We start from the raw sequence: 13,150 nt of genomic DNA on the forward strand, positions 1-13,150 counted from the left end.
AGCGAGTCAACACTATACACCAAAACGATCAGAAATCAAAACAATCATGAAATCTAAAAATGTAATTACACTCATACTAGTGCTATTCAGTATTTACAGCAGCTTTTCACAAGGGCGCAAAACCTACTCATTCAACGAAGAATGGGAATTTAAAAAAGGACCATTTTCTGAAAATCCGGTTATGCTTTTAAATTCATGGGAACAAAAGTGGCAGAAAGTTACCATTCCCCATACCTGGAATGCAAAAGACATGCAGGAAAAACACAATGCCTTTTATGCCGGCGAAGCCTGTTACCGAAAAATATTTCACGCGAATGAAGAGCTAATAGACAAACGTATTTTTCTACGCTTTGAAGGTGTTGGACAAGTAGCCGAACTTTATGTGAACGGAACTTTTGTGGGCAATCATAAAGGGGGTTATTCAGCCTTTGCTTTTGATATAGCACCGGCACTAAAATGGGGCGAAGATAACGAAATCATCCTGTTGGTCGATAACGCCTCGCGCCCCGATATAATACCTGTAAACCACAGTTTATTTGGTGTTTATGGCGGTATTTACCGTCCCGTGTCCATGATTGTTACCGACAAAGTAAATATTGCAGTTACCGATTATGCTTCGAATGGCGTGTACATCAGCCAGCGCAATGTTAGTTCAAAAAGTGCCAACGTTAGTGTGAAAGTGAATCTCGTAAATAAAAATCTTTACGCGCACCAGGTAACTCTGGAAACGCGAATTGCTGATATCAACGGGAATGAAGTTCAGAGCAATTCTTCGGAAATAAACCTCACGCCGCAGGGAATGCAAAGTTATGTACACAACTACACCATTCGAAAACCACACCTGTGGCAGGGACTCGACGATCCGTACTTGTACAGGGTAGAAACAATTTTAAAAGAAAACGGAAAAATTATCGACAAGGTTGTTCAGCCGCTCGGTTTGAGAAATATTGAAGTACGTGCCGGAGAAGGTGTGTTTCTTAACGGCGAAAAATACCCGATGTATGGCGTGTGTCGTCATCAGGACAGGTGGCAGCTTGGAAGTGCACTACAGAAAAAGCACCACGACGAAGACTTGGCGTTGATCATGGAAATGGGAGCTACAACCATTCGCCTGGCGCATTATCAGCAGTCTGATTATTTCTACTCGAAGTGCGATAGTCTGGGTTTACTGATCTGGGCAGAAGTGCCTTTTGTGAACCGCGTTACCGGAGAAGAAGGTCCGAATGCAAAACAGCAACTCACAGAATTGATCCGTCAGAGTTTCAATCACCCTTCGATTTATGTTTGGGGCATGCACAACGAGGTGTACCAGCCACACCTGTACACTGCTCAGCTAACACAGGAAATGCACGATCTGGCCAAAAACGAAGATCCGGGACGCTACACCGTGGCTGTAAATGGCTACGGACATATTGAACACCCCGTTAACCTGAATACCGACATTCAGGGAATGAACCGCTATTTTGGCTGGTATGAGAAAACAATTCCCGAGATTGAAGGCTGGGTTGAAGACCTGGAAAAAAATTTCCCGGATCAGAAAGTGATGCTGACTGAATATGGTGCCGATGCAAATATTCATCACCAAACCGAATATATTGGCAACACCATTCGCTGGTGGGACGATTATTTCCCGGAAACCTACCAAACAAAAATACATGAAATACAATGGGGAGTAATTGAAAAACATCCGTATATAACCGCTTCATACCTTTGGAATATGTTCGATTTTGCGGTGCCAATGTGGTCGCGCGGCGGCGTTGAGGCACGTAATATGAAAGGGCTTATTACTTTCGACCGGAAAGTAAAAAAAGATGCGTTTTACTGGTACAAAGCCAACTGGAGCAAGGAGCCGGTAGTTTATCTGACACAACGACGTAATACCGATCGCGAAAAGCAAGTTACCACCATTACTGTTTATTCGAATGTTGACCGCCCGGAGGTGTATGTAAATGACACCCGTTTAGCTGATCCGAAAACAGGTACCACTTCGGTGCATTATATTTTCGAAAATGTAGAGCTGCAAAAGGGCACAAACACGATTAAGGCCGTTGCGCTTGACGGCGAACAAACCATCGAAGATCAGATGGAGTGGAACTACTCGGGCGAAAAAAAACGGGAGAGTTTGGAATACCTGAACGACAAAGCACATTTTGGATTTTAAACAACTTATATAATCATTAAAAAATCAAAACTTTAAATATGAAAAGAACAATTTTTTATCTGGTGTTGATCCTTGCTTTTGCTACCACAGGAATAGTGCAAACATCTGCACAGAAAGAAGTAAAATACGGGCAATATAACGGATTACCACGTCAGGACCAGGCCATGAAAAAGTGGCGCGAGAATCGTTTCGGACAGTTTATTCACTGGGGATTGTATGCCATTCCGGGTGGAGTATGGGAAGGAAAAACCTATTCGTATGCTGCCGAGTTCCTAAAATCTTCAGCAAAAATTTCGGATGAAACCTGGGATGCATTGGCAAATGATTTTTCGATAGAAAAATACGATCCGAAGGAATGGGCAAAAATCGCCAAAAACATGGGCGTAAAATACGTAACCATCACTACAAAACACCACGAGGGATTTTGCTTGTGGCCCAGCGAATACACCGAGTTTGACATTGAGAATACGCCATACAAAAAAGATCTGTTGCGCGAATTTGTTGATGCCTACACCGCTGCCGGAATTGATGTGAATTTCTATTATTCGGTACTGGACTGGCATCACCCTGACTGGCGTTACGACATTGAAAACACAGAAGATGAAGTGGCTTTTGAGCGCCTGAAAGAATATACTCAAAACCAACTAGTGGAGCTGGTTACCCGCTATCCCGAAGTAAAAGGTCTTTGGTTCGACGGTACCTGGGACAAATCGTGGAAAAAGAATGGACTTTTTTCATACGAACTGGAGAAAATGTTAAAAGACATTAGTCCGGGTCTGGTCGTGAACAGCCGCATGCGTGCCGATGAATACGGGGCAAGGCATTTCGACTCTAATGGTATTTTAATGGGAGATTATGAATCGGGTTACGAACGACGTCTTCCCGATCCAAATAACAAAGAGGTGCTAACCCGCGACTGGGAATGCTGCATGACGATACCTGAAAATCAGTGGGGATACCACAAAGACTGGACAATCAGTCACGTTAAATCGCCTTTGGAATTAATAGAAATGCTGGTGCAATGTACGTCGCAGAATGGTAATTTTCTGCTCAACTTCGGACCGATGGGCAATGGCGACATCCGAAAAGAAGAACGTGAAGTTGCCAAAGAAATTGGCGCATGGATGAAACAAAACAGCGAAGCAATTTATGGCTGCGGTCCTGCCGGATTAGTAAAACAAGATTGGGGGTTCTATACCCACAACGATAAAACCGGAAAAGTATTTATGACGGTTTTTAACAACCCGGTTTCCGGGAAATACCGGGTGAGGCTTAACAAAGGACAAACGCTTCAAAAAGCCTCTTTCATCAACAATCAAAAAGAAGCACTCAAAATCGAGCAAATCAGTTCAACCGATTATTTTGTTGTTCCTGAAAAAGTAAACAGCCAACAACCTTTTGTAATCATTCTGGAAATTCTGAATAAAGAGTCAGGTAAATTTCATCAGAAAGCATTGACTTAAAATTGAAGGAGGAGAAAACTACTGTTTCCTATTGTAAAAAAACTCGTCACTAAATGACGAGTTTTTTTTAAATACTTTCGTATGTCCCGTTTTGACGTAGTTTTCACGACACCTTTTTGCCATCTCTTTGTAAATATGTTGCATCTCCGTCTCCCAGCAATCAAATTTTTCCTTAGCATCCATTATCATCGGATCTAACCAGCTTAACGGCTCCCCATACAGCGCTATGTAAGCCATATTGCAATACCCGTTTGTTGAGATATTTAGGCAAGAAGGCATTTCAACAATATTGTTAAAATCAATATAAACCTTGTCTTCATTAGTCTCCTTTTTGCAGCGTAAAAATTCAAGTACTGCTTTCACTTGCTTTGTACTTCCATTAATTGTTATAGTATTTTGTGCATAATTTGGCATAACTCTTCTTTTTAAAGTTTAACTATTGTATTTTTTTAGTGCACCGAGGATGTCGTGCGATTACCTTTTTCAGTTCCTGTTCATAAAAACGAATGTCAGATAATGGAACTTTAAAGCCACGAAACTCCTCTAATTTGGATGCATTCATATCAATATGAAGCTCCAGTAACTTTGTATCAATTCCGTGCCTTTGAAATTGATAAACCACAAAAGACAATTCCATCGGGTCAAATGATAACTAGCACAAATTACCAACCTCATTAATAATAGAGACAGTGTACGTAAATACTATATCAATTCGCCAATGGCCAAACTTAAGTCTATTGCGCATACCAAAGCTGATGAAATATTTTTAGAAAAACTAAATGAAATTATACTACAAAATATATCAAACTCTGATTTAGATGTTGATATGCTTGCCGAGCAAATGAATATGAGTCGCCCTACCCTTTACCGTAAAATTAAGGCTGTTTCTGATTTAACTCCAAACGACTTGATTCGTACCTGTCGTTTAAAAAAGGCAGCCAAGTCTATCGAAGAAGGAGAACTTAGTTTAAATGAAATAGCCGAAAATGTAGGATTTAATTCTCAATCCCATTTTAGTCGCTCATTTTCAAAACAATTTGGCTCTACCCCATCTGACTATTTAAATAACATCAAGAATAAGTCATCGGTATAACTTGGAAAATGTTTTTTGCAACCTTCCGTAATCGATTTAGCATTAAAAATTGTATAAAATTTTAAACTAATCTGAAGTACCCTCTAACCAGAGTTCATTGCATTCAATTCTAACAAACTATTTGAAATGAAAAATATAGTATTCCTATTCCTTCTAACACTAGCGTCAACACAACTAATAGCACAAAAACGTTATCGCGATATAATAACTGAACGACTACTTCTACATATAATTATGCCGAAAAAGACGGACAGAAGCTTGATCTGGATATTTATACACCAGCTAGTGATAACGAAACAAATCGTGTGGTACTCCTTTATCTTCATGGTGGTGGTTTTTCCGGGGGCATAAAAGATTCCCCTGAAATTGTAGCATTTTGCAATAAAATTGCCCAACATGGTTATGTGGCCGTTTCAGTAAATTATCGGTTAATAAGAAAAGGAACCCAAAGCGGATTTGGATGTGATTGCCCGGTTACTGAAAAACTTGCAGCTATTGACACTGCAGTGTACGATCTCAGAAGTGCCGTTCATTTTCTGGAAGTTAATAAAGATAAATTGGGGATTGATCCTCGAAAGATAATTTTAGCGGGGAGCAGTGCTGGTGCCGAAACCGCGTTATGCGAAGTTTTTAATACACCAAAATATACAACAGATCAGGCTCCATTTAAATATGCCGGTGTAATTGGAATGGCTGGTGCTATTTCCGATGTTTCAAAATTAACATCAAAAACATCAATTCCGGCATTGCTATTTCATGGCACTTGTGACCAACTTGTTCCGTATGGTTCTGAGCCGCATCGTTACTGCGAAAAAGAATCAGCAGGTTACATGATTATGAATGGCTCGAGAACCATCGCAGATAAACTTGAAAAGCTGGAAAAACCGTTTTGTTTGTATACATTTTGTGGAGAAGACCATAAAATAGCGCATATACCAATGTCGGAAAAATTTGATGAGATTATTAAATTTTGCTATCAATGGGTGATACGCGACTCGAAAAAACAGGAGCAGTATATTATTTCAGGTGATCACAACTGTGATTATCTTGCTTACGATGGGTGTAATTGATAGTACAGAATATATATATAAAATACTGATGTAGGCATAGCTTGATAAAATTTTGGTCCAAATTTGTATATTTGATACTACAAAATAAAATTTCTGAATTATAAGAGAGACTTTATCGAGAACAAAAATTCTACACCTCTGTAAAAACTGATTTTAAGCGCATAAGGAAACATAAAATCGTCCTTTACTGGGCACAAAAAAGCAACAATCTTATTTTGATTGTTGCTCTTTGTTTTCCTTTTCAATATGCAATAGAAAATCATTTCATCGTTGTTCATATATAGCAATTCGTTCCTGCAATTTCAAGGCAATACTTATTATACAGAACAGTCTGAGTCCATTAGGTTAAGGCATTAGCTTTACCCACTTTTTAGGAGTTTGATAATTTGCATAGTCAATAATTCGATGAAATGTAAGATAGTTGGCATTATGCTGACTATCAGCACCTCCGTTCTCATCATCAAAAGCAGTTCTTGAAACGAATATGATGTCTTTTCCATCAAATTGAAAATCAGCATACTGAAAACCATGCTTCTCCACATCCGGGTGGTACAATACAATACCTTTTACCGACCAGTGTCTAAGATCATCGGAAAACATAAGTGCTAAGGTGTTTCGTGTCCTCTCGGGATTATACCCTTTCTCCTGTTCTGGCACATAGTTGCTAATTGACCAATATTTCTTCGTCACAGGATCAAAAAGAATATTAAACTTCTTACATCCTCCGGGGAAATTTATAAAACCCGAAGAGGAATTAAAAGTAGCGGTTTTGCCATCCTGTGAAACATCAATAATTGCAGCTTTCTCACCATCCGGCTGGCGATAATCTACCCGAAGGATGTTATGTAATTTATCGTCAGGACCAATAACCACATTGCCTTCAAGCCATCCGCCAAAATTACCATTCAGATAAGCGTCATCAAAAGGCATCGGATTTGTTTTAGTCCAGTTTGATGCCTTTAACAGATCACAATTCAAAGGTGCTGAAACAACAAACGCCCGAAAATGCTTTCCCCAGCCTCTTACCGGTCCATCCATGTCTTCAACAGCTTTCCATATTCGGTTATCATAAAAAACAACCGAAGTGGGTGCCGTATGAAAATGTCCGTTAAAGATACGCCCGGAATACCTGTCAATGGGGGTAGTCCAGGTGTAACCTCCATCAACAGATTTTCTAATAACCAGATCACCACCACTAGCAACAGGCCCTAAAATGTATAGAGTATCTTCTATCTCAAACAGTTTAGACCAAGTCTGCCCAATTATCTTTGCTACCTGTTCCCATGATTCACCCCTATCCGTGGACTTAAAAATCTGAACAACTGTTGATGTTTCGTTCATTCCCGGTCCAAAAAATTCATGGCTAGCAATATAACTCCCATCAGAAAGGATACATATGCCTGGTGATCCTATGTAAAATCCTGCACCGGCAAAACAATGGTTAACAACCACGCCCGGAATATCATCCGTTTTAAAATGCTGACCATTAGAATAGAATGCAACAAGAAGAAAAGACAAGAATGATAAGATTAGTTTGTTCATTTTTATATGGTATTAATACTAAATCTCGGGCGCCATCATTTCTATTGATTGTTTAATTTTTAAATCTTGTAATGCCCTATCTGTTAGTTAATTTATTTTCCAGTACCCACAGTTTACATTGCACCTTGCACTGAAGACAGATAATTCACCGTTTACTGCCAACACTAACGGGTAATCGGCTCAATACGGTAAGAATAATCGTATTCTTTATCCAGCATACGGTACTTTTTCAAAGGTTTCTGTCCCCAGCTGTTGTTCCCGCCAACTCCCCGCTGTTTGTAATCTACCTGAACAGAATAAAACGACCGGTTAGGAAGCTGATAAGCATGTGTTGCATTTTCCAGTTCGTCCATCGAATACGGCCAGGCGCTCACATTTATCAACGGTATTCCTGAGATTTTAATTCCCCGGCCTTCGTTACTTACAAAGCTCACCCAGCGCACATCGGTTTTATTTCCATTCTCCTGCGGGTAAACGTAAGCAAAACTCTGCTCATCAACTTTTCCCGAGTATAAACCAATGGCAGCGCCACTTTTCCGGTCCTCATAAGTTTCCTGCGGACCGCGTCCATACCACTGCATTTGACCAAAGCTATCCGGAATTTGAAATTGCATACCAAAACGCGGTAATTCCGGCATGCCATCTTCCAGTTCCATGTGGCAATTCACCTGTAGTGCTCCTGTGTTGTATATCGTGTAAACCACGCTATACTCCGTTCCGAAAACCGGTAATCTGCTTGATACGGATATTTTTATACTATCATTTCCAAAAGTTTTGGCCTCTACCGTTTCCACTTTGCGATCAGCAGATGCCCTGCGCCAACAGGCTGAAGTTTGGTCAAATTTACTTCCTCGATCGTTATCGTTTGGTACCCGCCAAAAATTAGGAACAATCGGTGCATTCAAAACCTCCACACCATCATATTTTATACTGCGAACCTCTCCTCTCTTTTTCGAGATTTGGAATTGAAAACCGTCTCCACTAATTTCATAATTGTCGGCCGACTCATTAAGTTGAAGTTCTACAGCCGGGTTAATTTCGACTTTTGCGTTTGGTAGCTGCTCAGATATTTGGAACTGATCCCAAGCGACAATATGGCCTTTCTCGGCCCAGCTGGTATTTTCTTTCATCGCAAAAAGGACAGTTAAAAAATATTCCTTTCCTGATTTCAGATTATAAGCCGAAGGAACTCTAACCTGCTTTTTCATCCCTGGGTCGATATTTAAATCCTCTAGTTTCCCATTTTCAACAACTTCGCCATTCTCGAGAATTTGCCAGCTGCAATCAAAATCTGAAAGGCTAGTGAAATTATACTTATTAGAAATGTCAATGGCAAGATTCTCAGCACTAACCAATTTAACAGTAACATTTTGGTACACTTTCTTCACTTCATACAACGAAGGATTTGGCTTCCTATCGGGCGAAACCAGCCCGTTTATACAGAAATTATTGTCGTTTGGCTTATCGCCAAAATCGCCACCGTAGGCAAAATATTCAATTCCACTTTCAGTTTTTGTGCGTAATCCCTGGTCTACCCAATCCCAGATAAAACCACCGATCAGCGCAGGATATTCTTCAATTGCATCCCAATATTCCTGAAAATTTCCCATGGAATTTCCCATGGCATGTGCATATTCATTCATCAAAAACGGACGTTCCGGTTTTTCCTTTGCGCGCTGAATAATCCAATCCGGCGTGGGATAAGTCTGGCTATCCATATCAGCCGCTTCATTCATTTGGCGATACTGAATGGGACGTGTTGGATCCAATTCGCGAATATGATCCGCCATTTTAAAGAAATTGTCTCCATGTCCGGCTTCATTTCCCAACGACCACAAGACAATGCTTGGATGATTTCTGTCGCGCATTACCATTCGTCCCGAGCGTGCCAAAACAGCAGCCGTCCAATTCGGATCGCTTCCCGGTAAAATATCTTTTCCGTATGATATTCCGTGCGATTCAACATTGGCCTCATCAACCAGATAAATACCGTATTCGTTACAAAGCCGGTACCATTCGGGTTGGTTTGGGTAATGCGAACATCGCACCGCATTGATATTGTTTTGCTTCATCAACAGGATATCTTTTATCATACTTTCACGCGTAATTGCACGTCCGAGATCAGGATCATGTTCATGACGGTTCACGCCTTTGAATAAGATCGATTTACCATTTACAAAAAACTCTCCTCCCCGGATCTCAACTTCGCGAAATCCAATAGCTGTTGAAACACGCTCCAGCATTTTTCCATCTGAATCACTCAACTCCAAAACCAGTGTATATAAGTTCGGAGCTTCAGCCGACCACAATTTCGGATTTTTTACTTTTTGAGAGAGCTCGATTTCCTGCTCTTCATTTCCAGCGATATTGATTTTCTCATTCAATGTTGCTAACGACTCATCGGTCCAACTACCCTTAGGAAATAAATAGGCTTTCAGTTCCAGCTTCGACAAATCTTTGCCGGTTGTATTTTTTATCGTAGTCTGAATTTTCAGCCCGGCATGCTTAAACTGTTCGTCTAAATTAGTTGTCACATAAAAATCGCTGATTGCCGTTTTGGGAGTTGTAAAAAGATACACATCGCGGTAAATCCCACTGAAGCGCCACATATCCTGATCTTCAAGATAACTTCCGTCGCTCCATCGATACACTTCAACTGCCAAAGAGTTCGCTCCTTCTTTCAGATACTCGCTGATATTAAATTCGGCAGGCGTCATACTTCCCTGGCTGTACCCCACTTTTTTTCCATTCACCCAAACATAAAATGCACTTTTAACTCCATCGAAATGAAGAAATACCTTTTGATTTTTATCCCAATCTGCGGGAATGGTAAAGTTCCTTCGGTACGATCCAACCGGGTTATTATCGTGCTGAATGTATGGAGGATTTGATTTAAAAGGATATACTATATTCGTATATATAGGGATTCCGTAGCCATGTAATTGCCAGTTGGAAGGCACAGATAACTCATCCCAATTAGTGAGATCATAATCCGTTCGGTAAAAATCCACAGGCCGGTCGGCCGGTTTGGCACTCCAATGGAAATTCCATGTTCCGTTCAAAGATTTAACGAACGGGCTTGCGTCCTTACTAAAGTCAGTAAGTTTTCCGTCCGTTTTTAAAGGGACAAATTCAGCACGCCCTGGTTCTTTATTGATTTCGAAAATTGTTGAATTTTCCCAATCATTCTGTGCCCAAAGATTTGAAAACTGACTACAAAACAAGCAGGTACATAAAACAAACAAGCGTATTTTTTTCATATTTATAAAAATTAACCACCATCCGGCACTATTATGACGCCCTAGATAACACAGACTAACTAGTTAGCTTCTAAATTATTTGTTTCTCACAGAACTCATTCTTACTTGGTCGGAGAGCATTTTTTTTGACCGATAAAAGAAAAAATATCCCGACAAAATGACCGTTACAATACATCCGATAAATACCGACAATGAATAGGGCAACATCAATCCTTCCGGGGCTACCAGAATATAAGTTGTCACCACTACGGTCATAAAAATAGCGGGGATCAGTGCGATCCAAAAGTTCTCGCCCCTAATGAGCATATAAACTGCTGCGGTCCACAATACAACAGTTGCCAGCGTTTGGTTTGACCACCCAAAATACCTCCAAATAATATCGAAATTGATTGTTGTAAGCAGAATTGCAACAAGAAAAATCGGTATGGTAATAACAAGCCGCTGCACCAGTTTCCCTTGCTTAAAGTTAAAAGTATCGGCTATGGTTAAACGTGCACTTCGAAATGCGGTATCGCCCGAAGTAATGGGTGCAGCAACAACGCCAATTATCGCGAGTAATCCCCCGATTTTTCCCAGCATCGTATCACAAATTTGATTAACCACCCAAGCTGCGTTGTGTCCCGGCTGAGCCATTGTTTCTCCCAGTTCGCGAACACCGCCAAAAAATGTCATGGCAGCAGCGGCCCATATCAATGCAACAATTCCTTCGGTTATCATCGCACCAAAAAATATCTTTTTCCCATCGGCCTCATTTGAGAGGCAGCGGGCCATTAAAGGCGATTGCGTAGAATGGAAACCAGAAATCGCTCCACAGGCGATGGTAATAAACAACATTGGAAATACGGGGAATTTACCGGGATTCGCATGCATGTTGGATAATGTTTCCGGTGTAAGATCGGGGATCGTATAGTTGCCGAAAAGTAATACCGCAAAAATACCCAATGCCATAAACAGTAACGAACCACCAAAGAACGGGTAAATTTTTCCGATTAATTTATCGATGGGGATCATTGTTGCCAGAATGTAATAGAGGAATATGATGAAGATCCAGTATAAGGCGCTTACACTTGAAAGTCCGGCAAGAATGGTTGCAGGCCCTTTTACAAAAACTACCCCAACCAGAATGAGCAAAACCAGAGCAAAGATCCGCATAAAATTTTTGACGCCAACACCCAGATATTTTCCCACAATTTCGGGGATACTCTCTCCTCCGTGCCGCACTGAAAGCATGCCCGAAAAATAGTCGTGCACCCCACCTGCGAATACTGAACCCAGCACTATCCAGACAAAAGCTACGGGTCCCCACATGGCTCCGGCAATGGCACCAAAGATTGGTCCCAGGCCTGCAATATTCAAAAACTGGATCAAGAAAATCTTGCTTGTTTTCAGGGGCACATAATCCACTCCGTCGTTTTTTTCTATTGCAGGAGTAGGTCGGGAAGAATCACTTTTGAATTTGCGATCGACATAGCCTCCATAAATAAAATATCCGGCTACCAATACCGCAATCGAAATAATAAATGTAATCATCCTGTAGCTTATTTTGTTTTCAAAACCTTTTGCGTTAATGTACGCACATAGGCATCGTCACCATTTAAAAAGTTATTCAACAGTGTCTCTGTTTCTTTATTTTCAAGGAATTCCGGTTGATAAAGCTGATAAACCAGATTGAGCGAAGTAACCTGTAGTTTGCCCTCGTTTACAAAGAGCAGAAGCTGCCGGAAGATCTCTTCTGAAACGCCGCCATTTTCTATTAGCCGCCAAATAAGTTCCACATTTGCACTGGTCGAAAAGAAAGGCATTTCATCAACCAGCTGTTTTTGGATCTGCTCATCTTTCAGCACCTTTTTCCGAAAATAATCCAATGCTTTTTCGGCCATTATTTCATCTTCCGATTTTATAAAGCTTAAGATGCGTGGATAAAACGTCTCGTGATATTCCGGATGCTGTTTCACCGTTTCAATCGCCCATATAATTTTTTCGGGTTTATTCGAGTCAAGCATTTGTGTTAGAAAAACAGCATCAATACGTTCATCCAGTAAGCGAAATATTTCCTGTTGAGTAGGGCCGTATACCGTGTGCCAAATCGTATGACACGAGTAAACAGCATCTTTTACTACTACCTCTGCCAAAGCTGGCTGAGTAGCTGCCGTGTAGCCATCCAACTCATATGGATTTTTTATCGAATCAGGAATAATTACCAAATCCTCCTGTTTCAGGTTTTTCAGAATAGAGGAACGGTCTTTTAAAATTTTATCCAGTTTTTGATAGTCTTGTGGCTCAAAAATGGTATGATCCGATTTTGTCAGCGGCTCGTTATCAGGCACCTGAAAGCCGAGATAATTACCGGCGCCATCCCAAAAAAGCCAAAGACGGATCATTTTGCACTTCCCTGAAATACAAACGTCTTTAAAAAAATGCCGTGCAAACCACAGTGGCATTCCATTGTCGCCCTGCAGCTCAATAATTTGCTGATCAGAAGATGCATCGGAAGTATCGTTAAAGGGATGCAATACGCGTGTTCCTTCCCAGTCCAGAAAATTTTCCTGTGTACTTCCCAC

The 13,150-nt window shown here is 40.8% G+C and carries 9 protein-coding genes; 4 read left to right on the top strand and 5 right to left on the bottom strand.

The features are described from left to right. The first annotated feature begins 46 nt into the window (after positions 1–46). Positions 47–2,161, top strand: coding sequence for a glycoside hydrolase family 2 protein (locus G4420_RS18465; RefSeq protein WP_163325421.1), 2,115 nt, complete (start codon positions 47–49; stop codon positions 2,159–2,161). Positions 2,162–2,199: 38 nt separating this feature from the next. Further along, positions 2,200–3,624, top strand: a complete 1,425-nt coding sequence (locus G4420_RS18470) for an alpha-L-fucosidase (RefSeq protein ID WP_163325422.1) — start codon at positions 2,200–2,202, stop codon at positions 3,622–3,624. Between the two features lie 18 nt (positions 3,625–3,642). Here the strand turns inward: G4420_RS18470 and G4420_RS18475 are convergent, their stop codons facing one another. Then, positions 3,643–4,038 (bottom strand): hypothetical protein, encoded by a 396-nt coding sequence (locus tag G4420_RS18475; protein ID WP_163325423.1) that lies wholly within the window; start codon positions 4,036–4,038, stop codon positions 3,643–3,645. A gap of 304 nt (positions 4,039–4,342) precedes the next feature. Here G4420_RS18475 and G4420_RS18480 point away from each other — a divergent pair, with 304 nt between their 5' ends. Both G4420_RS18480 and G4420_RS18485 read left to right on the top strand, forming a co-directional pair. Beyond that, on the top strand, positions 4,343–4,717 hold the full coding sequence (locus G4420_RS18480) for a helix-turn-helix domain-containing protein (RefSeq protein WP_163325424.1): 375 nt from the start codon (positions 4,343–4,345) through the stop codon (positions 4,715–4,717). 269 nt (positions 4,718–4,986) lie between these two features. Further along, entirely contained in the window at positions 4,987–5,787 is an 801-nt protein-coding gene (locus tag G4420_RS18485) for an alpha/beta hydrolase (protein WP_262888346.1), read from the top strand. A 345-nt stretch (positions 5,788–6,132) separates the two neighbouring features. Here G4420_RS18485 and G4420_RS18490 read toward each other — a convergent pair whose 3' ends face one another. From G4420_RS18490 to G4420_RS18505, 4 genes are all read right to left on the bottom strand, one after another. Beyond that, positions 6,133–7,329: a beta propeller repeat protein gene (locus G4420_RS18490; protein ID WP_163325425.1), complete on the bottom strand. Its 1,197-nt coding sequence runs from the start codon at positions 7,327–7,329 to the stop codon at positions 6,133–6,135. 164 nt (positions 7,330–7,493) lie between these two features. Beyond that, positions 7,494–10,589, bottom strand: coding sequence for a glycoside hydrolase family 2 TIM barrel-domain containing protein (locus tag G4420_RS18495; RefSeq protein ID WP_163325426.1), 3,096 nt, complete (start codon positions 10,587–10,589; stop codon positions 7,494–7,496). Between the two features lie 75 nt (positions 10,590–10,664). Beyond that, positions 10,665–12,119, bottom strand: a complete 1,455-nt coding sequence (locus tag G4420_RS18500; protein WP_163325427.1) for a carbon starvation CstA family protein — start codon at positions 12,117–12,119, stop codon at positions 10,665–10,667. A gap of 8 nt (positions 12,120–12,127) precedes the next feature. Then, positions 12,128–13,150: a hypothetical protein gene (locus G4420_RS18505; RefSeq protein ID WP_163325428.1), complete on the bottom strand. Its 1,023-nt coding sequence runs from the start codon at positions 13,148–13,150 to the stop codon at positions 12,128–12,130.

This window comes from Draconibacterium mangrovi (assembly GCF_010586825.1).
Classification (GTDB): domain Bacteria; phylum Bacteroidota; class Bacteroidia; order Bacteroidales; family Prolixibacteraceae; genus Draconibacterium; species Draconibacterium mangrovi.

What these genes read in the sequence shown, in the direction of transcription:
- G4420_RS18465 (WP_163325421.1), top strand. Translation starts at nt 47, where the DNA reads ATGAAATCTAAAAATGTAATTACACTCATACTAGTGCTATTCAGTATT.
- G4420_RS18470 (WP_163325422.1), top strand. Translation starts at nt 2,200, where the DNA reads ATGAAAAGAACAATTTTTTATCTGGTGTTGATCCTTGCTTTTGCTACC.
- G4420_RS18475 (WP_163325423.1), bottom strand. Translation starts at nt 4,038, where the DNA reads ATGCCAAATTATGCACAAAATACTATAACAATTAATGGAAGTACAAAG.
- G4420_RS18480 (WP_163325424.1), top strand. Translation starts at nt 4,343, where the DNA reads ATGGCCAAACTTAAGTCTATTGCGCATACCAAAGCTGATGAAATATTT.
- G4420_RS18490 (WP_163325425.1), bottom strand. Translation starts at nt 7,329, where the DNA reads ATGAACAAACTAATCTTATCATTCTTGTCTTTTCTTCTTGTTGCATTC.
- G4420_RS18495 (WP_163325426.1), bottom strand. Translation starts at nt 10,589, where the DNA reads ATGAAAAAAATACGCTTGTTTGTTTTATGTACCTGCTTGTTTTGTAGT.
- G4420_RS18500 (WP_163325427.1), bottom strand. Translation starts at nt 12,119, where the DNA reads ATGATTACATTTATTATTTCGATTGCGGTATTGGTAGCCGGATATTTT.